Origin of the sequence: Altererythrobacter xiamenensis, from assembly GCF_900177715.1 — a bacterium.
Lineage (GTDB): Bacteria > Pseudomonadota > Alphaproteobacteria > Sphingomonadales > Sphingomonadaceae > Erythrobacter > Erythrobacter xiamenensis.
The window spans coordinates 986,886-1,005,806 of the sequence record NZ_FXWG01000002.1; the positions used below are offsets into that span (position 1 = coordinate 986,886).

Annotated in this window: 31 protein-coding genes and 1 tRNA gene; 12 read left to right on the forward strand and 20 right to left on the reverse strand. The window is 61.5% G+C overall.

All coding sequences use genetic code 11. The features are described from left to right. Window positions 1-35: 35 nt before the first annotated feature. Window positions 36-112: transfer RNA gene (locus tag CCE89_RS10165), tRNA-Arg, on the forward strand. An 18-nt stretch (window positions 113-130) separates the two neighbouring features. Here the strand turns inward: CCE89_RS10165 and CCE89_RS10170 are convergent. The 8 genes from CCE89_RS10170 to leuC form a co-directional block, all read right to left on the reverse strand. Further along, entirely contained in the window at window positions 131-913 is a 783-nt protein-coding gene (locus tag CCE89_RS10170; protein WP_086437891.1) for an NUDIX hydrolase, read from the reverse strand. 405 nt (window positions 914-1,318) lie between these two features. Beyond that, window positions 1,319-1,651: a Grx4 family monothiol glutaredoxin gene (grxD, locus tag CCE89_RS10175; protein ID WP_086437892.1), complete on the reverse strand. Its 333-nt coding sequence runs from the start codon at window positions 1,649-1,651 to the stop codon at window positions 1,319-1,321. A gap of 37 nt (window positions 1,652-1,688) precedes the next feature. After that, a complete protein-coding gene (locus CCE89_RS10180) occupies window positions 1,689-1,922 on the reverse strand; it encodes a BolA/IbaG family iron-sulfur metabolism protein (RefSeq protein ID WP_086437893.1) in 234 nt (77 codons plus the stop codon). A 27-nt stretch (window positions 1,923-1,949) separates the two neighbouring features. Continuing rightward, entirely contained in the window at window positions 1,950-2,273 is a 324-nt protein-coding gene (locus CCE89_RS10185) for a DUF1476 domain-containing protein (protein ID WP_086437894.1), read from the reverse strand. A gap of 63 nt (window positions 2,274-2,336) precedes the next feature. Next, window positions 2,337-3,335 carry an NADPH:quinone oxidoreductase family protein gene (locus CCE89_RS10190; RefSeq protein WP_086437895.1) on the reverse strand — a complete coding sequence of 333 codons (999 nt, stop codon included), beginning with the start codon at window positions 3,333-3,335 and terminating at the stop codon, window positions 2,337-2,339. Further along, window positions 3,332-3,934: a 3-isopropylmalate dehydratase small subunit gene (leuD, locus tag CCE89_RS10195; RefSeq protein WP_086437896.1), complete on the reverse strand. Its 603-nt coding sequence runs from the start codon at window positions 3,932-3,934 to the stop codon at window positions 3,332-3,334. Before leuD ends, CCE89_RS10190 begins: the two co-directional genes overlap by 4 nt. Then, window positions 3,934-4,089, reverse strand: a complete 156-nt coding sequence (locus CCE89_RS10200; protein WP_086437897.1) for an isopropylmalate isomerase — start codon at window positions 4,087-4,089, stop codon at window positions 3,934-3,936. Before CCE89_RS10200 ends, leuD begins: the two co-directional genes overlap by 1 nt. Before the next feature lie 52 nt (window positions 4,090-4,141). After that, window positions 4,142-5,575, reverse strand: a complete 1,434-nt coding sequence (gene leuC / locus CCE89_RS10205) for a 3-isopropylmalate dehydratase large subunit (protein WP_086438074.1) — start codon at window positions 5,573-5,575, stop codon at window positions 4,142-4,144. Window positions 5,576-5,689: 114 nt separating this feature from the next. On the opposite strand from leuC, the gene CCE89_RS10210 reads away from it, so the two are divergent. The 4 genes from CCE89_RS10210 to CCE89_RS10225 all read left to right on the forward strand — a co-directional run bounded on the left by CCE89_RS10210 (window position 5,690) and on the right by CCE89_RS10225 (window position 8,043). Further along, complete coding sequence (locus tag CCE89_RS10210) at window positions 5,690-6,091, forward strand: acyl-CoA thioesterase (RefSeq protein ID WP_086437898.1); 402 nt, start codon at window positions 5,690-5,692, stop codon at window positions 6,089-6,091. 14 nt (window positions 6,092-6,105) lie between these two features. Beyond that, window positions 6,106-6,627 carry a sterol desaturase family protein gene (locus tag CCE89_RS10215; protein ID WP_086437899.1) on the forward strand — a complete coding sequence of 174 codons (522 nt, stop codon included), beginning with the start codon at window positions 6,106-6,108 and terminating at the stop codon, window positions 6,625-6,627. 294 nt (window positions 6,628-6,921) lie between these two features. Continuing rightward, a complete protein-coding gene (locus tag CCE89_RS10220) occupies window positions 6,922-7,605 on the forward strand; it encodes a hypothetical protein (protein ID WP_086437900.1) in 684 nt (227 codons plus the stop codon). Between the two features lie 33 nt (window positions 7,606-7,638). After that, window positions 7,639-8,043: a GtrA family protein gene (locus CCE89_RS10225; RefSeq protein ID WP_086437901.1), complete on the forward strand. Its 405-nt coding sequence runs from the start codon at window positions 7,639-7,641 to the stop codon at window positions 8,041-8,043. Window positions 8,044-8,053: 10 nt separating this feature from the next. Here the strand turns inward: CCE89_RS10225 and CCE89_RS10230 are convergent, their stop codons facing one another. The 11 genes from CCE89_RS10230 to CCE89_RS15340 are packed head-to-tail and all read right to left on the reverse strand — an operon-like array spanning window position 8,054 to window position 12,133. Next, complete coding sequence (locus CCE89_RS10230; RefSeq protein ID WP_086437902.1) at window positions 8,054-8,401, reverse strand: YbaN family protein; 348 nt, start codon at window positions 8,399-8,401, stop codon at window positions 8,054-8,056. 16 nt (window positions 8,402-8,417) lie between these two features. Further along, complete coding sequence (locus tag CCE89_RS10235) at window positions 8,418-8,825, reverse strand: SufE family protein (RefSeq protein ID WP_086438075.1); 408 nt, start codon at window positions 8,823-8,825, stop codon at window positions 8,418-8,420. Window positions 8,826-8,848: 23 nt separating this feature from the next. Next, window positions 8,849-9,082: a hypothetical protein gene (locus CCE89_RS10240; protein ID WP_086437903.1), complete on the reverse strand. Its 234-nt coding sequence runs from the start codon at window positions 9,080-9,082 to the stop codon at window positions 8,849-8,851. Window positions 9,083-9,122: 40 nt separating this feature from the next. Then, entirely contained in the window at window positions 9,123-9,380 is a 258-nt protein-coding gene (locus CCE89_RS10245; protein ID WP_086437904.1) for a hypothetical protein, read from the reverse strand. After that, window positions 9,377-9,682, reverse strand: a complete 306-nt coding sequence (locus CCE89_RS10250) for a hypothetical protein (protein WP_086437905.1) — start codon at window positions 9,680-9,682, stop codon at window positions 9,377-9,379. The genes CCE89_RS10245 and CCE89_RS10250 overlap by 4 nt, the downstream gene beginning before the upstream one ends. Continuing rightward, window positions 9,682-9,993, reverse strand: a complete 312-nt coding sequence (locus tag CCE89_RS10255; protein ID WP_086437906.1) for a hypothetical protein — start codon at window positions 9,991-9,993, stop codon at window positions 9,682-9,684. Before CCE89_RS10255 ends, CCE89_RS10250 begins: the two co-directional genes overlap by 1 nt. Then, window positions 9,993-10,301 (reverse strand): hypothetical protein, encoded by a 309-nt coding sequence (locus CCE89_RS10260; RefSeq protein WP_086437907.1) that lies wholly within the window; start codon window positions 10,299-10,301, stop codon window positions 9,993-9,995. The genes CCE89_RS10255 and CCE89_RS10260 overlap by 1 nt, the downstream gene beginning before the upstream one ends. A 25-nt stretch (window positions 10,302-10,326) precedes the next feature. Continuing rightward, window positions 10,327-10,704, reverse strand: coding sequence for an envelope stress response membrane protein PspC (gene pspC, locus CCE89_RS10265; protein WP_086437908.1), 378 nt, complete (start codon window positions 10,702-10,704; stop codon window positions 10,327-10,329). Further along, window positions 10,701-10,997 carry an envelope stress response membrane protein PspB gene (pspB, locus tag CCE89_RS10270; RefSeq protein ID WP_086437909.1) on the reverse strand — a complete coding sequence of 99 codons (297 nt, stop codon included), beginning with the start codon at window positions 10,995-10,997 and terminating at the stop codon, window positions 10,701-10,703. The genes pspC and pspB overlap by 4 nt, the downstream gene beginning before the upstream one ends. Before the next feature lie 3 nt (window positions 10,998-11,000). Continuing rightward, window positions 11,001-11,954: a phage shock protein PspA gene (gene pspA / locus CCE89_RS10275; protein ID WP_407640396.1), complete on the reverse strand. Its 954-nt coding sequence runs from the start codon at window positions 11,952-11,954 to the stop codon at window positions 11,001-11,003. Next, window positions 11,951-12,133, reverse strand: coding sequence for a hypothetical protein (locus CCE89_RS15340; RefSeq protein ID WP_086437910.1), 183 nt, complete (start codon window positions 12,131-12,133; stop codon window positions 11,951-11,953). The genes pspA and CCE89_RS15340 overlap by 4 nt, the downstream gene beginning before the upstream one ends. Window positions 12,134-12,255: 122 nt before the next feature. On the opposite strand from CCE89_RS15340, the gene pspF reads away from it, so the two are divergent. Both pspF and CCE89_RS10290 read left to right on the forward strand, forming a co-directional pair. Further along, the gene (gene pspF, locus CCE89_RS10285) at window positions 12,256-13,287 is read left to right on the forward strand and encodes a phage shock protein operon transcriptional activator (protein ID WP_086437911.1); all 1,032 of its coding nucleotides are present in this window, start codon (window positions 12,256-12,258) and stop codon (window positions 13,285-13,287) included. A gap of 8 nt (window positions 13,288-13,295) precedes the next feature. After that, entirely contained in the window at window positions 13,296-13,583 is a 288-nt protein-coding gene (locus CCE89_RS10290) for a flagellar basal body-associated FliL family protein (protein ID WP_086437912.1), read from the forward strand. Between the two features lie 53 nt (window positions 13,584-13,636). Here the strand turns inward: CCE89_RS10290 and CCE89_RS15160 are convergent, their stop codons facing one another. Further along, the gene (locus CCE89_RS15160; protein ID WP_143256014.1) at window positions 13,637-13,867 is read right to left on the reverse strand and encodes a hypothetical protein; all 231 of its coding nucleotides are present in this window, start codon (window positions 13,865-13,867) and stop codon (window positions 13,637-13,639) included. On the opposite strand from CCE89_RS15160, the gene CCE89_RS10295 reads away from it, so the two are divergent. From CCE89_RS10295 to CCE89_RS10315, 5 genes are all read left to right on the forward strand, one after another. Then, complete coding sequence (locus CCE89_RS10295; protein ID WP_143256015.1) at window positions 13,866-14,669, forward strand: hypothetical protein; 804 nt, start codon at window positions 13,866-13,868, stop codon at window positions 14,667-14,669. The genes CCE89_RS15160 and CCE89_RS10295 overlap by 2 nt on opposite strands. 187 nt (window positions 14,670-14,856) lie before the next feature. Continuing rightward, window positions 14,857-15,744: a hypothetical protein gene (locus tag CCE89_RS10300; RefSeq protein ID WP_143256016.1), complete on the forward strand. Its 888-nt coding sequence runs from the start codon at window positions 14,857-14,859 to the stop codon at window positions 15,742-15,744. 198 nt (window positions 15,745-15,942) lie between these two features. Continuing rightward, window positions 15,943-16,509, forward strand: coding sequence for a ribosome maturation protein RimP (gene rimP, locus CCE89_RS10305; protein ID WP_086437915.1), 567 nt, complete (start codon window positions 15,943-15,945; stop codon window positions 16,507-16,509). Beyond that, window positions 16,509-18,179, forward strand: a complete 1,671-nt coding sequence (gene nusA, locus CCE89_RS10310; protein ID WP_086437916.1) for a transcription termination factor NusA — start codon at window positions 16,509-16,511, stop codon at window positions 18,177-18,179. Before rimP ends, nusA begins: the two co-directional genes overlap by 1 nt. After that, the gene (locus CCE89_RS10315) at window positions 18,160-18,909 is read left to right on the forward strand and encodes a DUF448 domain-containing protein (protein WP_086437917.1); all 750 of its coding nucleotides are present in this window, start codon (window positions 18,160-18,162) and stop codon (window positions 18,907-18,909) included. The genes nusA and CCE89_RS10315 overlap by 20 nt, the downstream gene beginning before the upstream one ends. Window positions 18,910-18,921 lie beyond the last annotated feature (12 nt).

Here is an 18,921-nt window from a genome sequence, read left to right on the forward strand (position 1 = left end):
CACGCTAATGCGCAAGTGTCCCGCAACCGGGGCGCGCGCCCGTAGCTCATCTGGATAGAGCGCGAGACTTCTAATCTTGAGGCAGCAGGTTCGAGTCCTGCCGGGCGCGCCAACCCCTCGCTTCCGACAATTACCCGCGCATTGCTTCGTCGAGTGGTTCTCCAGCAACCGGATAGCCGTGGTCCTCCCCAATCGAGAGCCAGGTCTTGCCGCCTTTCTCGTCCATGTAGGGCGTGATTGTGCGGACCGGGATGGCTTCGGCCTGCGCTTTCGCTTCGGCAAAGCTGGAGAACAGCGCCAGCCTTTCCAGATTGCGGCGCGTCGGGAAAATGACCTTGATCTCTCCGCGCTCGGCAGCATCAAGGGCGTCCTGTGCGCTGGTCCAGAACAGGTGCGTGTTTTCCGAAAGATCGGCTGCGATATCGACCGAACCGGTGCCGAGATCGGCGAGATAGAAGCGCGTGTCGTAGACGCGCGGTATCCGCTCGTTCTTGGGATACCAGCGGGCGAACGGCGTAAGCTGGGCGAGGTCGAGCTCCCAACCGAAGTGCTCTAGCACCGGGGCGAGCTCACCCGTCTGCTGCAGAAAGTCGCGGGCGGCGCGTGCCCGGTCTGCGTCGATCTCTCCGGTGAGACCGATGGCAAGGCCGGTTTCCTCGAGCGTCTCGCGCACCACGGCGATCTGGTGCGCGGCCTCGTCCGGATCGAGCGGCCCGCCGATGGCAGCGCCCAGTTCGAAATCCGCCGGGTCGACGCGCCCGCCGGGAAAGACCGCCATGCCGCCTGCAAACACCATTTCGCGCGAGCGGATAGTCATGAGGATTTCCGGCGGACGGCCTTCGGGCCCATTGCGGAAAATGACGACGGTGGCGGCGGGGATTCCCTCGGGCGAGGTTTCGGAAGAAGTGTTCATCGCCGCATTTGATGGCGGCAACTATGGCAAATGCCAACCGCCTTTGTGCCAGTGCTGTCGGTAAACTTTACAAAAAGGGACAGCTAAAATTCTTGTTAACCGTGAAAATCCGCGTTTTTCCGAGGGTTGCCATTTTTGGCACGCGCCGTGCAGAATAGATCACATATCGAACGGTCTTCGATAGATGAGACGGGGCCACTGGTCTCCCGGCGCCGTCTCCCCGAAAAGGAAAAGCCGCCCCATCCGGTACCCCGTGGGCGGCTTTTTCTTCGTCTATTTTCCAGCTTCAGGCGCCAGCGCTCACATCCGTTCGCTTGTCTATCCTCGCTCACGCGACCTGAAGGTCGCATCGCTGCGGACGGGCGGTCGCCCTTGCGGCGCTTCGCGCCGACGAATGCCGAGAGGTCAGTTCTCCGCTTTCGCGACCTGCTTTTCGTCGAGCACCTGCTGAAGCTCGCCTGCTTCGAACATTTCCATCATGATGTCGCTGCCGCCGAGGAACTCGCCCTTGACGTAAAGCTGCGGAATGGTCGGCCAGTCCGAATAGGTCTTGATGCCCTGGCGGATCTCCATGTCCTGCAGCACATCGACGCTTTCATAGGCGACGCCGCAATGATCGAGGATCGCGACCGCGCGACTGGAAAAGCCGCATTGCGGAAACAGTGGCGTTCCCTTCATGAAGAGGACGACATCGTTGTTGCCGACGATGGAAGAGATGCGGGAATTGATATCGGACATGATACTGGTCCTGAAAGATTGAAATGTATGCTTCGGCCTAGGTGGGAACCTCGGTAGTCAGTTGCAAGGCGTGGAGCACGCCGCCCATCCTGCCGCCGAGCGCATCATAGACCATCTTGTGCTGCTGCACCCGGTTCTTGCCTGCGAACTGCGGTGCGGTCACCTTGGCAGCCCAGTGATCGTCATCGCCTGCGAGATCTCGCAGTTCGATTTCGGCACCGGGCAGCGCTTCGCCGATCAGGCGCTCGATTTCACTGGCACTCATGGGCATGGGACAATTCCTCGCGCTTGGTCGCGCTTAGCTTTCGCTCATCAGCTGGCGGCGCGCTTCGATCGCCTTTTCTTCCAGCTTGGCGCGAATGTCGGACTCGCTGACATCGCAATCGGCGGCGGTGAGGTCACCCAGCAGCTTGCGGATCACGTCTTCGTCGCCCGCTTCCTCGAAGTCGGCCTGCACGACCGCCTTCTTGTAGGCGTCGGTTTCCTCTTCGGTGAGATTCATCAGGCCAGCCGCCCACTCGCCCAGCAGACGGTTGCGTCGTGCGGCGATCTTGAAGGCGTTTTCTTCGTCGAATGCGAACTTGGCTTCTTCGCCGCGTTCGCGGTCCTTGAAATCGGTCATGAGGTCCCCTCGGGAATTGATATAGTGGCAAGATAGGGCGCGCGCAGGCGCCCTACAAGCCGATTAGTCCATCGTCACGACGAGTTTGCCGACCGCCTTGCGGCTTTCGAGCTTGGCGATCGCTTCGCCGCCGCGTTCGAGCGGGAAAGTCTCCGACACGAGCGGATCGATCTTGCCGTCCTTCATCAGCTGGAACAGTTCCTCGACCTGCTGGCGGAACTTTACCGGTTCGCGCGCGGTGAAGGCACCCCAGAAAACGCCGGCAATGTCGCAGCTCTTCAGAAGCGTCAGGTTGAGCGGCATCTTGGCGATACCGGCCGGGAAACCGACCACGAGGAACTTGCCCTCCCACGCAATCGAACGCAGGGCGGGTTCGGAATACTGGCCGCCCACGATGTCGTAGACGATGTTCGCGCCTTCGGGGCCGCAAGCCGCCTTGAAGGCATTGGCGAGTTCCTTGGACGCATCCTTGTCCATCTCGCCCTTGGGATAGATCACGACCTCATCCGCGCCAGCCTTGCGCGCAACTTCGCCCTTTTCCTCGGAAGAGACCGCAGCGACGACGCGTGCACCGAACGCCTTCGCGAGTTCGACCGCGGAAAGGCCGACGCCGCCCGCGGCGCCAAGGACCAGCACGGTGTCACCTTCCTTGATGTGGCCGCGATCCTTCAGCCCGTGGATGGTCGTGCCGTAGGTCATCAGCAGCGAAGCGGCTTTTTCGAAGGCAATCCCATCGGGGATGGGAAACATGCGACCGGCCTGGACGATGACTTTTTCCGCAAGGCCGCCGTTACCGATACCGGCCATCACCTTGTCGCCGACGGAGTAACCTTCGACACCTTCGCCGATGGCCTCGATCACGCCGGCGATTTCACCGCCGGGGGCGAAGGGGCGCTCGGGCTTGAACTGGTAGAGGTCGCGGATGATCAGCGTGTCGGGGAAGTTGATCGCGCAGGCCTTCACGTCGACCAGCACCTCACCCTTGCCGGGCGCGGGGACTTCTACCTCGTCGAGCGTCAGGGTTTCGGGTCCGCCGGTTTCGTGTGAGCGCAGGGCTTTCATGCATCAATCTCCGTTCCACGCGTCATCCAGGACATGCCTTCGGCGCGCGATTTTTCATGGGTTGCGATGGCCTCGTCGCGTTCGAGCGTGAGGCCGATTTCGTCGAGACCGTTCAGCAGGCAATGCTTGCGAAACGGATCGATCTCGAAAGTGAAGCGATCCTGGAAGGGGGTGGTGACCGTCTGGTTTTCCAGGTCGATGTGTATTTCGTCGGTTTCGGCCACTTCCAGCAGCCGGTCGATCTGCTCTTGCGGCAGCACGACCGTGAGGATGCCGTTCTTGAAGGCATTGCCCGAATAGATGTCGGAGAAGCTCGGCGCGATCACCGCCTTGATGCCAAGGTCGAGCATCGCCCAGGCGGCGTGTTCGCGGCTCGACCCGCAGCCGAAATTGTCGCCTGCGATCAGGATCGGCGCGCCTTTGTAGCGCTCGTCATCGAAGACATTGCCGGGCTGTGCGCGGACGGTTTCGAACGCCCCTTCGCCCAGACCTTCGCGACTGGTCGTCTTGAGCCAAGCGGCAGGAATGATCACGTCGGTATCGACGTTCTTCGCGCCGTAGGGATAGGCGCGTCCCTCGATGTCGGAGACCGGCTCCATCAATCGGTTTCGGGCTTTTCGCCTGAGGGAATCGGACCGGGCTGCGTCGGCTCGTTCTTCTTCTTGCGCTTGCCTGCATAAAGCAGCGCTGCAGCGATTGCCGCGGAACCGATGGCCGCGCCGATTGCGGCCTTGCCTTTGATGTTGTTCGTCATGCCGTTCTCTATGGTTGGCTGGCCGCGCCAGCACAAGGGGGTAGGGTGGGGGCTAGCTATCGAACTCCCGAACATCGGCGAGGTGCCCGGCAACGGCAGCGGCAGCCGCCATGGCGGGGGAGAGCAGGTGGGTCCGCGCGCCCGGACCCTGCCGGCCGACGAAATTGCGGTTGGAGGTCGAAGCGCAGCGCTCGCCAGCCGGAACCTTGTCCGGATTCATGCCGAGGCAGGCCGAACAACCCGGCTCGCGCCATTCGAAGCCTGCATCGGTGAAGACTTTGTCGAGGCCTTCTTCCTCGGCTTGCGCTTTCACCATGCCTGATCCTGGTACGACGATCGCCCAGCGCACGTTCGGTGCCTTTGTGCGCCCCTCAAGCACCCTTGCCGCTGCGCGCAGATCCTCGATCCGGCTGTTGGTGCAGCTACCGATGAAGATGTTCTCGACCGCAATGTCCTGCATCTTCTGGCCGGGCTCGAGGCCCATGTAGTCGAGGCTCTTGCGCGCCGCTTCCTGTTTCGACGGATCGGCAAAGCTTTCGGGTGAGGGGACGGTACCGCCGATCGCGACGACATCTTCCGGGCTCGTGCCCCAGGTGACCGTGGGCTCGACTGCCGAAGCGTCGATCACCACCGACTTGTCGAACTGCGCGCCCTCATCGGTCTTGAGTGTCCGCCACCAGGCGAGCGCCGCATCCCAATCCTTTCCTTTGGGTGCATAGGGGCGTCCCTTGAGGTAGGAGAACACGGTTTCGTCAGGGGCAATCAGGCCGGCACGCGCGCCGCCTTCGATGCTCATGTTGCAGACGGTGAGACGTTCTTCGACGCTCATGGCCCCGAACACCGGGCCGCGGTATTCGATGACATAACCGGTGCCGCCCGCGGCGCCGATCTGACCAATAATATGGAGGATGAGATCCTTGGCCGAAACGCCGATGCCCAGCTCGCCTTCGACCCGCACTTCCATCGTTTTCGAACGCTTGAGGAGCAACGTTTGCGTTGCCAGCACATGCTCGACCTCGCTCGTCCCGATGCCGAAGGCGAGGGCGCCGATGCCGCCGTGGCAGGCGGTGTGCGAATCGCCGCAGACGATGGTCGCGCCGGGCAGCGAGAAGCCCTGTTCGGGGCCGACGACATGGACGATGCCCTGCTCGCGCGCGGTCGCGTTGATGTAGCGAATGCCGAAGTCGGGCGCGTTCCGCTCCAGAGCGGCTAGCTGCTGCGCGCTCATCGGATCGGCGATGGGGAGGCGGTTGCCATCGGCATCGAGCCGCGGCGTGGTCGGCAAATTGTGGTCGGGCACCGCCAGCGTCAGTTCGGGCCGGCGAACCTTGCGGCCGTTCATCCGCAGCGCCTCGAATGCCTGCGGACTGGTCACTTCGTGGACCAGGTGCCGGTCGATATAAATCAACGCTGTTCCGTCGTCGCGCGTCTCGACGACATGCGCGTCCCAGATCTTCTCGTACAAAGTGCGCGGTTTGCTCGCCATCATCGTCCTTTCACGGAGTGGATTAGCGACCAATCGGCAACACTGGCAAGCGCTCAGAACACCACGATAAACTCGGTCATGGAAAAGAAATCATTTAATGCTTAACTTACACATATGTCAGCAACACCTTTTGCCTTTCCGATCAAAGTCCATCCCGACGATATCGACTTCATGGGGCACGTGAACAACGCCCGCTATCTCAACTGGGTGCAGGACGCAGTGCTCGCCCATTGGAACAAGCTTGCCCCGGCCGAAGAGGTCGCGAACAAGGCGTGGGTCGCTCTCAAACACGAGATCACCTATCGCAAGCCGGCCTTTCTCGAAGACGATGTGATCGCGAAGACCGTGCTCGAAAAGTTCCACGGCGCGCGCGCATTCTACTCGACGGTCATTCACCGCGGCGAGGAAGTGCTGGCCGAAGTGAAATCGAGCTGGTGCTGCATCGATGCAGAGACGCTGCGCCCCGCACGGATCGGCGAACATCTGCGCGAGTTCTTCCTTCCCGACGGCGAGTGACCTATATTGGGTCCATGCCCGACTGGATTGTGCCTCTTCTGATCGTGATTGCGACCGTCCTCGCGATGGAAGGCGTCGCTTGGGCGAGCCATAAGTACATCATGCATGGTTTCGGCTGGGCGTGGCATCGCGACCATCACGAACCGCATGACAATCTGCTCGAGAAGAACGACCTCTATGCGATCGTCGGCGCGGCGATGAGCATTTCCATGTTCGCCATCGGCTCGCCCCTGGTAATGGGCGAAGCCGCCTGGTGGCCGGGTATATGGATCGGGCTCGGCATCCTGTTTTACGGCATCATCTACACGGTCGTTCATGATGGACTGGTCCATCAGCGCTATTTCCGCTGGGTGCCGAAGCGCGGCTATGCCAAGCGGCTGGTGCAGGCGCACAAGCTGCACCATGCGACGATCGGCAAGGAAGGCGGGGTGAGCTTCGGCTTCGTCTTCGCTCGCCATCCGGCCAAGTTGAAAGCCGATCTGAAACGCCAGCGCGAGGCGGGCATCGCCGTGGTTCGGGATAGCGCCGGAGCCTGACAGGCTTTCTCCAACAAACTTGACACAATTGGCACTGCGTCAAGCAGCGGCTTCTTCGTCAAACACCTCATTTTGCATCGAAATGCCGTGTTGGAGGTGCTTGACACTTTGCCAACGCAATCGGCGCGAGGATCGGGAGATGATCGCGGGAAGATCTGGAGATCGACAGTGTGAAAGAGCGGGCATCGGCATAGCCCCGCGCCGCGCAGTAGGAAAATGGTTGGCAGGCACAGGCCATGTTGCTTCGCACCGGCAAGGCGTGACCTGCACTTCATCGCATGGTAGACCGCCGCCATGAAAGCATGGTTCACCCGCCGCTATCTCGACCTGCTCGGATCGATCTATATCTATAACGAGCATCGCGGTTACACCGCGCTCGACCGCGTGCTAGAAGCGGTGAAGGCAAAGCATCCCGAGGCGACCGAGTTGATCGCGGCGGTCGAGAAGCACCGCGCCGACGAACGCAAGCATTACACCATGTTCAAGCGCTGGTTCCAGTTGCAGGGGAGGATGCCGATCGCGCTCGACCGCACCTTCGGCCATATCGACCGGTTCATCGAGATCACCTTCGGCACGTCGATCGACAATCTCGATACCGATGCCATCATCGCCAGCGACGATCTGTTCGAGCGGCTCTGCCGGGTCATCTCGCTGACCGAAAAGCGCGGCCTCAAGCAAGTGGACATCCTGCTGGACCATCCGCTGGTAAAGCAGGACAAGGCGCTCCATCGCATTTTCGAAGTGGTCCATGTCGATGAACCCGACCACTTCCTGCCCTACGACAAGTGGCTCGCCGAAAACGCGCGGCGCATGCCCAATGCGTGGGAGCGGTGGATCGATGGGATGATCCACTCGGAGCTTCTCTTCATCAAGCTGCCGCTGCTGTTCCTGTGGTTGGGCGCGCCCCGCCTCAAGGACTGGCGCGATGCGGGCGAGCACAATCCGCGTCCCGTCCCGCGGGCATTGAAGGCCGCCTGAGCGCCGGCATCCCGGGGCGGCAATCGCACGAACATGATCCGACGTTTCCTCAATCGTCATGCCGGCGGTATGCTGGTCCGCAATACGGTGGTGAGCACCGGGACCTTCCTGCTCGGGCTTGGCGTGCTCTGGGCGATGGTCGAGTTCGCAGGCGTCGATCCGGTCATCGGCACCGCGATCAGCTTCCTCATCGCCCAAAGCTGCCACTATGTGTTCGGGCGGACGTGGATTTTCACCGGGTCGGACCGCGGGCTGGCGACGGGTTATGCCCTGTTCCTGATTAATGCCGTGGTCGGCCTGATCGTGACGGTCGGCCTGTTCTGGGTGCTGACGCACTGGACGCCGATCAATTACCTCGTCGCGCGGGTAATCGTCTCTGTCTTTGCCGGGCTGGCGGTGTTTGCGCTTAATGCGACGGTGAACTTCAAGCGGCTATAAGCCGCCTGCATCACTCGTTACGGGTGGCGATCCAGCTACCTGCGATCACGAGGATCGCGATTGAAATCCAGTACCATGGGTGGCCGAGCGTGAAATAGGTTACCACCGCGCCTGTCGTCATCGCTCCGATCGCCATGGTCTTGGCGCGGCGGCTGATGGCGCGCCGTTCCCGCCAGTCCAGCACTTGCGGCCCCCAGGTAGGGTGATCCAGGATCTTCTGCTCCCATTCGGGATTGCTGCGGGCGAAGAAATAGACAGCCAGCAACAGGAACGGGACGGTCGGCATGATCGGCAGGAATGCGCCGATTACGCCGAGCCCGACGGCGAACAGACCAAGTGCTTTGTAAACAGGCCGCATTACACGGGAACGCGCATCAGCCCGCTGCGATCCGTGACGCGTGTTCTTTCACCAGCGCGATCATGTTGGGAACGCCCTGCGTCCGGTTGGACGAAAGCTGGTTTTTGAGGTCGAAAGGCTCGAGCGCGCCGGTAATGTCCATCCGCGCCACTTCGCTTGCCGGCTTGTCCTGCACGGCGGAGATGACCAGCGCGACGATCCCCTTGGTGATCGCGGCATTGCTGTCGGCGAGGAAATGGAGCTTGTCCGTCTCGCCCGTCGGATAGACCCACACGCTCGCCGAGCAGCCGCGGACCAGCGTGGCATCGGTCTTCAATGCGTCGGGCATGTCGTCGAGCTCGCGACCGAGCTCTATCAGCAGGCGATAGCGCTCATCGCCTTCGAGAAACTCGTATTCTTCCTGGATGTCTTCGAGGTCACGCATCAGCGCCATCTAGGCGCTCCGGCTCACAAATCCACCCCGCTTGCGATGGCTTCTAGCTTCTTGATGCGTTCCTTGAGGTCCGCGATCTCGATCCTTGCGCCGCCGACGCCGACGCCGCCCTCGATCTCACGGGGCGTGTTGTCGATCTCGCGCTGCTTGAGCGCGAGCCACCCCTGCCAGCCCTTGAGGAGGGCAAAGGCGGTGACGCACAGGCCGACAAGCGATGCGGCCGCTATGACGATGGTCGGTTCCAACATTTCGCTTCAATCCTCCTCGAACCTTGGCCGTTGTCAGGCTCTACTGCTTTTGATCCTCACGCAGGCTTTCGATCTCGTCTGCGATGGCGCGGGCCTCCCGCCCGTCCACGGTGATTTTCTCGAGCACGTGGATACGTTCACGCAGCTCTTCCACTTCGTTCTTCAATTGCGTCTCGCGCGGGCTGGGCCCTTGGTCGCGGTCCTGCCGCAGCCGGTCGCTACCGCTCTGGCGGGAGCGCATGACGCTTGCGACTGCAACGATCAGGACAATCACGACGATGGCGGTCCAGTAACTCACTGCGCAGTCTCCTGCTTGCTTTCGATCTCATCGAGTTCCTGCAGGTCGCGCAGGCTTTCGATCTGGCTGGCGAGCGCGTGATTGCTGTCGGTCGCGATGCGTTCAAGCACGCGGACGCGCTCTTCCAGCTTGCGGTAGCCTTCGCCACCCTGACCGCTCTTTGCCTCCTCGGTGCGCGCTAGCAATTCGAGCTTGCGCTCTTCGTGCTCGATGCTGCGCCGGTGCGTTGCGGTCACGAAACGGAACACGATCAGCGCCAGGGTCGTGACGAAGGCGAAGATGACGAGCAGTTCGATGTCCATCAGTTCACGCCCTTTTCGTCGCGCAGGCGGTCGATCTCGTTGGTCAGGTGATATCCGCTGTCGGTGACGATGCGTTCGACATTGGCCAGCCGGTCCTTCATCGAGCCAAGCTCGGCACGAAGTTCCGCGTTTTCCTGGGTGAGCAACTTCACGCGCTCCACGGCCTGGTCGTTCTTGGGATAGACCGGTTTGCCCCAGCTATTCTCCAGCGGATAACCGTTCTTCATCTTCATCCAGTTCGATGCAAGATAACCAAGCGTCATGATGATGACCGATGCGATGATCGCAGTTTCTGTAATCGGAAAATCCATTATGCGCGTTCCTTGCGTTCCATATTGAGCGGGACACCGCTGCCGCTTTCTTCGACCTTGCGAGTGTCGCGCAGCGCCTCGATCTGGGTGGCGATGTCATAGCCGCGGTCGGTCACGATGCGTTCGAGCACCTGGACGCGGTCTTCGAGCGTCTGGATTTTGCTGGCATATTGCGCAGCCTTTTCAGCAGTGTGTTCGACAGTTGCGTCGATCTGCATCTTGGCAAGCTTGCGCTGATGGCTGGTCCAGATCGCGACGATCGGGATCGAGACACCGATTATCGGAATGAGATAAGCCCAGTCCCACATATTCTATTCTCCCTACCTTCTCGGCTCAGCGCAGGCGCTCGATCTCGGCGGTCAGGCGCGGATTGCTCGAGACGTAGTGCGTCTCGACGTCGGCCAGACGGCGATCGACATCGCGGAAGCGGGCGCGAATTTCGCGGGCGGTGCGCTTCGGGCTCTGCCGGACGCGCTGCCAGTACTTCTGCTCGTCTGCATCGACATACAGATGCGATGGCTTCTTGTTGAGAAGCAGGCCGGCGATGAAATAGGCAGGGATGACCATGCCGCTCGTCATCGGGATGAGGAACAGCGCGCCGAGACGGACCCAGAGCGAGTTGACCCCGGTGTAGTCAGCGATGCCCGAGCAGACGCCCATCAGCTTCGCATTGAACTTGTCGCGGTAAAGCGTGGTGCGGGGGCTATTCACTTCACGGTTCCTTTCTTCTCGGCAATCAGGTTTTCGAGCTCGCGCAGCTGCTGATTGTCGGCTTCGCGGTTGTCCAGCAATCGCTTCGGCTGGAACTCGGGGTTCTCGGTGGCGACCAGGCGCTCGACCGTGTCCATCCGTTCGTCGAGGCGGCGGGCGAGCTGGTAGAGCTCGTCGAGCAGCACTTCGTCATCGGTGGTGATGGTCGCGGCAGTCTTCCACTTGGTAATGTAGTGAAGAATGAGCCACGGAAGGCCGATCACTACGATTGCAACGATGATACCTTCTTCCACGGCTTAGTCCTCCTGGGGGTTCTTGCTTGAGGCGCTGCTCTTGCCGAGCGCCTTCTTCATCTGTTCGAGCTCGTCGTCGATCGCATCGGCGCCTTCGAGAGCGGCAATTTCGTCCGCCAGCGACGCCTTGCCATCCGACTTGTCGGCGATGCTCAGCGCTTCGGCGCGGCCTTCTGCGTAATCGACCCGGCGTTCGAGCTGGTCGAAACGGGCGAGCGCTTCGTCGGTACGCTCGGTGCTCATCAGCGTGCGCAGCTTGACGCGGTTTTCCGCGCTTTCGAGACGCGCTGCGATGGCGGTCTGGCGGCTGCGGGCTTCGCGCAGGCGATGCTGCAGCTTCTGGATGTCTTCCTCGTAGGCGCGCAGCGCATCGTCGAGCACGGCGATTTCCTGCTTGAGCTGGTCGCCCATGTCGGCGGCCTTCTTCTTCTCGACCAGGGCCGCCCGGGCGAGATCCTCGCGGTCCTTGGAAAGGGCCAGCTGTGCCTTTTCGCTCCAGTCAGCCTCGAGCTTGTCGAGCTTGACGACGTGGCGGTGCATTTCCTTCTGGTCGGCAATCGTGCGCGCCGCGCTTGCCCGAACCTCGACAAGAGTTTCCTCCATCTCGAGGATGATCATGCGGATCATCTTCGCCGGGTCATCGGCCTTGTCGAGCATGTCGTTGAAGTTGGCGGCAATGATATCGCGGGTACGGCTGAAAATGCCCATGAAGGCTACTCCATTGAAGAAATTATTGTCCTCGTCGCGATCACTAGCACGGCTGCGGGCCTGGCTCTGGGTCGGCGTCGGGGTGCGCCGCAGGCGTTCGATCTCGGCATCGAGACGCGAAACGCGCTGCGGGTTGTAGGGTTGGGCCGAAGCATCGGCGCGACGACTGGAATGCGCGCCTTCGGGGGTGCTCTCGGGGGGGACTGAGCGCTCCGGCCCTAACTGGGATTTGTCGGTCGGCTTGGTCATGCGATCTCAACGGTCTGATGCTGGGGCGCGGCGGCGAGCGCCGGGCTTGCATGCATCTGCGTGGACAGCGCTACAAACGCGACCATCGCCGCGATGCTGGCCATTGCTGCCTGTCCCAGCTTGGTCTGGAAGAAGCTGCGGTTGTACATGATCCAAATCCTCCTTGCGGTGTTGTTCATATATCAGCAAGGGGTGTGCCAAACTGTAAAATCACAGCAATATCAGTATCTTGACGAAGTTCGTGAATTTGGCGTTTGGCGCCTATTGCCAAACATTGGGATTTTTCACTATAGGTTGGCGCATGGAGCGGGAAAACCAGTTTATCGGCCAATCCGGGGCCTTTCTCGATGCGGTCGAAAGGGCCAGTCGTGCCGCCCCCATGGACCGCCCGGTGCTTGTCATCGGCGAGCGCGGAACGGGCAAGGAACTCATCGCGGAACGCCTCCATCGCCTGTCCGCCCGCTGGGGCGAGCCGCTCGTCACCATGAACTGCGCGGCGCTCCCTGAAACGCTGATCGAGGCCGAATTGTTCGGTCACGAAGCCGGGGCTTTCACCGGTGCTACCAAGGCGCGCGCGGGAAGGTTCGAGGAAGCCGACAAAGGCACGCTATTTCTCGACGAACTGGGCACTTTGTCGATGGGCGCGCAGGAACGCCTGCTGCGCGCGGTCGAATATGGCGAAGTCACGCGTATCGGCGCCTCGCGCCCCGTGCGGGTCGATGTACGCATTGTCGCTGCCACCAATGACGATTTGCCCGCATTGGCCGAAAGCGGCGATTTCCGCGCCGATCTTCTCGACCGGCTGAGTTTCGAGGTCATCACGCTGCCTCCCCTGCGCGTGCGCGAAGGGGATGTGGATGTGCTCGCCGATTACTTCGGGCGGCGCATGGCGGCAGAGCTGCACTGGGAGGGTTGGCCCGGTTTTGCAGACCATGTGCGCCGTGAACTCGACGAATATGCCTGGCCGGGCAATGTGCGCGAATTGCGCAACGTCGTCGAACGCGCTGTCTATCGCTGGGACAATTGGGACGAACCCATCGCGCATGTTCAGTTCGACCCGTTCGACAGCCCGTGGAAGCCGTTCCAGCCCGCGCATCGCAAGGCCGACGCGAAGCCAGCAGTTGCGAATGGCGAGGCCGCGCCGGCGCAGGTGGCCGCGCTCGATATCGAGCAGGTCGACGATTTGCGCGCGGCCGTCGACGATCACGAGAAGCGCATCGTCGAGCACGCACTCGGCAAGCATCGCTGGAACCAGCGGCAGACGGCCAAGGCGCTGGGTTTGAGCTATGACCAGCTGCGCCACTGCATCAAGAAACACGGCCTGAGCGAGTAGGGGGCGACATGGGATCGCGCAGGAATATCGGTTACCTCTTGCTGGTGCTGATCGTCGCCGGAGCAGCCGTGGCGTTCAATCTCTATGCCGATGACGAGGCGCAGAAGATCGTCGAAAACGCCCCTGAGGAGCAGGCCGAGGCCTCTCCCGAGATCGACCAGGCGCGCTGCGAGCGGGAGCAGGCCGAATTCGAGACGATCTGGGATGCCAGCATCGAGAATCCGAACGATCCGAGTTACGAAGAACGGCTCGAAATCGCCCTCACCGAAGTCAACGCAGCCTGCGGAATAGAGTAATCGAATGTAATTCGAACGGTTTCAGGGCGCTCTAGTTGCGCGATGGCTGCGTCTCACTTTTGCACATGACCGCAAAATAAGGGTGCACCGCTTCTTGCTGCTGATCGATGGTTCGTTATGGTTCGAAAATTGGGGTTGGTCGGTCTCGGGCAGCGAGTATTGGGATTTTCTCTCGAACCGACCGGATTATTGGGAGTTAGGGTCTTGAGAAATATTTCAAAGAAGTCGTTGGCGCTGGTTTCTGCAGCAACAGTGGGCGCTGGCTTGCTGGCGATGCCGGCCATGGCAAACCATTCCTGGAGCAATTACCACTGGGAACGTACCAGCAATGAAATCACCGTGTCGGTAGTCGATTTTACTACCGGCGAATGGGCGCAGAGCAACCGCGCGAGAACTGCGGTCACTGACTGGAACGCTTCCGATTACATCCAGTCGCCCTATTCGCGCGGGTCGGGCATCAACACCGCCTGTCCGATCGTCGCTGGCGAGATTCATGTCTGCAATGACGACTACGGCGATGTTGGCTGGCTTGGCATCGCGAGCATCAGCGCGACCCGCGGCCGCGAAACCCACATCATCGGCGGCGTGACCAAGCTCAACGACTTCTACTACGCGATGCCGCAGTACAACACTGACGTATGGCGCCAGCTGGTGATGTGTCAGGAGATCGGCCACGATTACGGCCTCGGTCACCAGAACGAGGATTTCAGCACCAATACAACCGATTCCTGCATGGAATACACTTCCACTCCGACCGCGATCGACAAGACGCCGGACCAGCATGACTTCGACCAGCTCGCCAATATTTATGCGCACAGCCATGGCGGCAGCGATGGTGGTGACACCGGCGGCAACCCCGGTAAGGGCGGTGGTAAAGGCAAGAAGCTGGGCAATTCTGGCAACACGCCGGCAGCCTGGGGCCAGGCAATCGCCTTCGACCAGCAGGGCCGCCCCAATGTCTTCAAGCGGAGCATGTCGAGCTACGATATCATCACGCATGTGACCTGGACGCCCGACGCCGACATGGGCGATCATCACCATGAGGAAACAGGCCCGCGTCAGCACAGCGGCGATCGCCGTTTCTAATCGATCGGACAAACCGTCGTAAGAATGAAAAGGGTCCGGTTCACGCCGGGCCCTTTTTCTTTGGCGCATCAAAAGAGATCAGGATAAATTTCCGTTAGGCTTCTTCGTCAGTGCTGTTTCTTGTCACCGAATTAGCCCGCTTCTTTCAGAAATCGAGCAGACCAACCGAAGCATGGGGGACGGATCTGTGAAGCGGACCAATTTACAAATGTACGGCATGACAGCCTCGATCCTCGTGATCGGCCTTGCGGCGTCGCCACTGCTCGCGCACCATCAATGGGGCACCTATGCCTGGGCAAACGGCCCGGTCACCGCGCCGGTGGTCGACAATACGGACAGCCGCTGGACTGCCTATGTCGATCAGGCGGTGGCCGACTGGAACGCATCTCCGCATATCTCGGCGGCGATCGAAAGCGGCAATAATTCTTCCTGCAGCATGGTCACGGGCACGATCCAGGTCTGCAATGGCGACTATGGTGCGAATGGCTGGCTGGGCCTCGCCAGCATCGCGATTTCGAGTGGCAAGATCATCGCGGGCACGACGAAGCTCAACGACAACTATTTCGAGCGCGCCGCCTACAACACCTACAGCTGGCGCCAGCTCGTCACCTGTCAGGAAATCGGCCATGATTATGGGCTCGGCCACCAGAACGAGAACTTTTCGACCGACGAAACGCTGTCCTGCATGGAATACACCAGCTGGCCGCAGGACAACGAGCATCCCGACGCGCATGACTACGAAGAGCTCGGCTGGATGTATGGTGGCGGCACCGGCGGAGATGGCGGTGACACCGGCGATGGCGGCACAGGCGGTGGCGGCAAGGGTGGAGGCAAAGGCGGCGGCGGAGGCGGCGGCAAGCCTGACGGCACCGGTGGCGGAAAGGGCAAGAACAAGGCCCGCGTCGCGCTTCCTGCTGTCGGCAACACGCCGGACACATGGGGCCGCCCGGTCGATTATCTGCCCAATGGCAAGCCCTTCAAGTTCGAGAAATCAGTCGCGGGCGTGAAATTCGTCACCCACGTCACTTGGACGCCCGACGATTATGAAGGCGGGCACGACGAGCACGCGCACTGATAACAGGGCAATCGGTTCGGTACCGACGGTCGCATCAAGGGCCCGGTTCGCGCCGGGCCCTTTTTCGTTGCAATCCTTGACTGGCGCGCCTATCTAGCCGCCATCCCGACATTGTCGTTTCAAGGTTTGGATGCTGGCGCCGCAAGGGGCCGGCCCGAAACGCCTTTTTGCGACTATGTCCGAACAACCGGAGACCGAATGGCTGACATCGCACGCCTTACAGAAGTGATCGAACCCGAAGCGCAAGCGCTCGGCTTCGACCTCGTGCGCGTGAAGATGATGCCTTCGGAAGCCGGTGACGGCGGCATGGCGCTGCAGATCATGGCCGAAGACCCGGCGACGGGCCAGCTGATCATCGAACAATGCGCCGCCCTGTCGCGCCGCGTCTCGGACGCGATCGACGCGCGCGAGGAAGCGGGCGAAGTGCTGGTCGAAGGGGCCTATCACCTCGAAGTGAGCTCTCCCGGCATCGACCGTCCGCTGACCCGCGCGAAGGATTTCGCCGACTGGGCCGGCCACGAAGCGAAGATTTCGCTGGTCGAAAAGCAGGATGGCCTGCGCAACCTGCGCGGCAAGCTGGTCGGCATCGACGGCGAAACCGTCACGATCGCGGATAACAAGGCGGGCGAGGTTTCTTTCCCGCTGTCAAACATTCACAGCGCCAAGCTGGTCCTGACCGACGAGCTGATCGCTGCCACACAACCGCTCGACACCAGTGGTGCCGAGGACATAGTCGAAGACGAAGAAGAAAAGGCTGATACCTGATGGCCAGTGCTATTTCCGCCAACAAGGCAGAATTGCTCGCAATCGCGAATGCGGTCGCATCGGAGAAGATGATCGACAAGTCGATCGTCATCGAAGCGATGGAAGAGGCGATCCAGAAGAGCGCGCGCAACCGCTATGGCGCTGAAAACGACATTCGCGCAAAGCTCGACCCGCAGACCGGCGATCTCAAGCTGTGGCGCGTCGTCGAAGTGGTCGAGGAAGTCGAAGACTACTTCAAGCAGGTCGATCTCAAGCAGGCGCAGAAGCTCGAAGCCGATGCGGCAATCGGTGACTTCATCGTCGATCCGCTGCCGCCGGTCGATCTCGGCCGCATCGATGCGCAGAGCGCGAAGCAGGTGATCTTCCAGAAGGTCCGCGATGCCGAACGTGAGCGTCAGTATGAAGAGTTCAAGGACCGCGCAGGCGAAGTCATCACCGGCGTGATCAAGTCGGTCGAGTTCGGCCACGTGATCGTCAACCTGGGCCGTGCCGAAGGCGTCATCCGCCGCGACCAGCAGATCCCGCGCGAAGCCGCGCGTGTCGGCGAGCGTGTCCGCGCGCTTATCACCAAGGTCGAACGCAACAACCGCGGCCCGCAGATCTTCCTCAGCCGCGCGCACCCCGATTTCATGCGCAAGCTGTTTGCGCAGGAAGTGCCCGAAATCTACGACGGCATCATCGAGATCAAGGCCGCCGCCCGCGACCCGGGCAGCCGTGCCAAGATCGGCGTTATCAGCCACGACAGCAGCATCGACCCGGTCGGTGCCTGTGTCGGCATGAAGGGTAGCCGCGTCCAGGCCGTCGTGCAGGAACTGCAGGGCGAGAAGATCGACATCATTCCGTGGTCCGAAGACACTGCGACCTTCGTCGTCAACGCGCTCCAGCCCGCCACCGTGGCGCGCGTGGTGCTCGACGAGGAAGAAGGCCGTATCGAAGTCGTCGTGCCCGATGATCAGCTCTCGCTCGCCATCGGTCGCCGCGGCCAGAACGTGCGTCTCGCCAGCCAGCTGACCGGTCACCAGATCGACATCATGACCGAGGAAGAAGCCTCGGAGAAGCGCTCCAAAGAGTTTGCCGAGCGCTCGAAGATGTTCGAGGAAGAGCTCGACGTCGACGAAACGCTGTCGCAGCTGCTCGTAGCAGAAGGTTTCGCCGAGCTGGAAGAAGTCGCCTATGTCGAGCTCGACGAGCTCGCTGGCATCGAAGGTTTCGACGAAGAGCTGGCGCAGGAACTGCAGAGCCGTGCGCAGGAAGCATTGGACCGCCAGGAAGCGACCTATCGCGAAGAGCGCCAGGCGCTGGGCGTCGAGGACGATCTTGCCGAACTGCCGCACCTCACCGAATCCATGCTGGTGACGCTGGGCAAGGCGGGCATCAAGACGCTCGACGATCTGGCCGACCTCGCCACCGACGAGCTCATCCAGAAGAAGCGCGAAGCGCCGCGCCGCCGGAACAACAATGCCGACGGTCCGCCGATGCGTCGTCCCTCGATCCGTGAACAGGACAAGGGCGGAGTGCTGGGCGAATACGGCCTCTCCGAAGAGCAGGGCAACGAGATCATCATGGCTGCCCGTGCACATTGGTTCGACGACGAGGAGCCGGCTGCCGCCGAAGCTCCGGCTGCCGAACCCGACACCCAGGAGGCCGCCGATGCGGACTCCACCCAATGAGCGCCTGACGTCCGACATCGCTGACGCTTCGCAGCCCCGTAAATCGGAGCGCGCGAAGTCCTGCCCGGAACGCCGGTGCATCCTGACCGGCGAGACGCAGCCGCGCGAAGATCTAGTGCGGCTGGCTATCTCGCCCGATGGTCTGGTGCTGCCCGATCCTGCCGCCAAGGCGCCTGGACGTGGCGCGTGGATCGGCGTTTCGCGCGCAGAGCTTGAAGCGGCGCTTGCCAAGGGCCATCTGAAAGGTGCGCTGGCGCGGGCCTTCAAGGGGGGCGCGCTGGATATCCCGGCAGACCTGCCGCAAATGATCGAGGATGCGCTGCTGCGTAGCTTGCGCGACCGGCTCGGTCTCGAATTGCGCGCCGGCAGCCTCGTGATGGGGTCCGACCGGATCGCCGAACAGGCGCGAACGGGGCGTATTGCCCTGCTGCTGCATGCAGCTGACGCGAGCGAGGACGGGCGCAAGAAGCTCGACCAGGCATGGCGCGTCGGGCGCGATGCGGAAGGCAGCGGAGAGCGGGGGCATGTCTTGCCTCTGGACCGGGCGGCTTTGTCTGTGGCATTGGGCCGCGACAACGTCGTCCACCTCGGACTTGCGGATGCGCGTTCTGCGCAGCGCGTGGGGGTCGCCTTGCAGCGACTGGAGAACTATTTGCACGGCTCTGGCCTTGCGGATGAAGGGCATCCCGCTGCGGATACAAATGCCCTGGACGATGAATTGAATGCGTGAAGGAAAAGCGAG

Bases quoted from the DNA above. Each gene is read 5' to 3' on its own strand.
- CCE89_RS10170 (WP_086437891.1), bottom strand. From the start codon at position 913: ATGAACACTTCTTCCGAAACCTCGCCCGAGGGAATCCCCGCCGCCACC.
- grxD (WP_086437892.1), bottom strand. From the start codon at position 1,651: ATGTCCGATATCAATTCCCGCATCTCTTCCATCGTCGGCAACAACGAT.
- CCE89_RS10180 (WP_086437893.1), bottom strand. From the start codon at position 1,922: ATGCCCATGAGTGCCAGTGAAATCGAGCGCCTGATCGGCGAAGCGCTG.
- CCE89_RS10185 (WP_086437894.1), bottom strand. From the start codon at position 2,273: ATGACCGATTTCAAGGACCGCGAACGCGGCGAAGAAGCCAAGTTCGCA.
- CCE89_RS10190 (WP_086437895.1), bottom strand. From the start codon at position 3,335: ATGAAAGCCCTGCGCTCACACGAAACCGGCGGACCCGAAACCCTGACG.
- leuD (WP_086437896.1), bottom strand. From the start codon at position 3,934: ATGGAGCCGGTCTCCGACATCGAGGGACGCGCCTATCCCTACGGCGCG.
- CCE89_RS10200 (WP_086437897.1), bottom strand. From the start codon at position 4,089: ATGACGAACAACATCAAAGGCAAGGCCGCAATCGGCGCGGCCATCGGT.
- leuC (WP_086438074.1), bottom strand. From the start codon at position 5,575: ATGGCGAGCAAACCGCGCACTTTGTACGAGAAGATCTGGGACGCGCAT.
- CCE89_RS10210 (WP_086437898.1), top strand. From the start codon at position 5,690: ATGTCAGCAACACCTTTTGCCTTTCCGATCAAAGTCCATCCCGACGAT.
- CCE89_RS10215 (WP_086437899.1), top strand. From the start codon at position 6,106: ATGCCCGACTGGATTGTGCCTCTTCTGATCGTGATTGCGACCGTCCTC.
- CCE89_RS10220 (WP_086437900.1), top strand. From the start codon at position 6,922: ATGAAAGCATGGTTCACCCGCCGCTATCTCGACCTGCTCGGATCGATC.
- CCE89_RS10225 (WP_086437901.1), top strand. From the start codon at position 7,639: ATGATCCGACGTTTCCTCAATCGTCATGCCGGCGGTATGCTGGTCCGC.
- CCE89_RS10230 (WP_086437902.1), bottom strand. From the start codon at position 8,401: ATGCGGCCTGTTTACAAAGCACTTGGTCTGTTCGCCGTCGGGCTCGGC.
- CCE89_RS10235 (WP_086438075.1), bottom strand. From the start codon at position 8,825: ATGCGTGACCTCGAAGACATCCAGGAAGAATACGAGTTTCTCGAAGGC.
- CCE89_RS10240 (WP_086437903.1), bottom strand. From the start codon at position 9,082: ATGTTGGAACCGACCATCGTCATAGCGGCCGCATCGCTTGTCGGCCTG.
- CCE89_RS10250 (WP_086437905.1), bottom strand. From the start codon at position 9,682: ATGGACATCGAACTGCTCGTCATCTTCGCCTTCGTCACGACCCTGGCG.
- CCE89_RS10255 (WP_086437906.1), bottom strand. From the start codon at position 9,993: ATGGATTTTCCGATTACAGAAACTGCGATCATCGCATCGGTCATCATC.
- CCE89_RS10260 (WP_086437907.1), bottom strand. From the start codon at position 10,301: ATGTGGGACTGGGCTTATCTCATTCCGATAATCGGTGTCTCGATCCCG.
- pspA (WP_407640396.1), bottom strand. From the start codon at position 11,954: ATGACCAAGCCGACCGACAAATCCCAGTTAGGGCCGGAGCGCTCAGTC.
- CCE89_RS15340 (WP_086437910.1), bottom strand. From the start codon at position 12,133: ATGAACAACACCGCAAGGAGGATTTGGATCATGTACAACCGCAGCTTC.
- pspF (WP_086437911.1), top strand. From the start codon at position 12,256: ATGGAGCGGGAAAACCAGTTTATCGGCCAATCCGGGGCCTTTCTCGAT.
- CCE89_RS10290 (WP_086437912.1), top strand. From the start codon at position 13,296: ATGGGATCGCGCAGGAATATCGGTTACCTCTTGCTGGTGCTGATCGTC.
- CCE89_RS10295 (WP_143256015.1), top strand. From the start codon at position 13,866: ATGGCAAACCATTCCTGGAGCAATTACCACTGGGAACGTACCAGCAAT.
- CCE89_RS15160 (WP_143256014.1), bottom strand. From the start codon at position 13,867: ATGGCCGGCATCGCCAGCAAGCCAGCGCCCACTGTTGCTGCAGAAACC.
- rimP (WP_086437915.1), top strand. From the start codon at position 15,943: ATGGCTGACATCGCACGCCTTACAGAAGTGATCGAACCCGAAGCGCAA.
- nusA (WP_086437916.1), top strand. From the start codon at position 16,509: ATGGCCAGTGCTATTTCCGCCAACAAGGCAGAATTGCTCGCAATCGCG.
- CCE89_RS10315 (WP_086437917.1), top strand. From the start codon at position 18,160: ATGCGGACTCCACCCAATGAGCGCCTGACGTCCGACATCGCTGACGCT.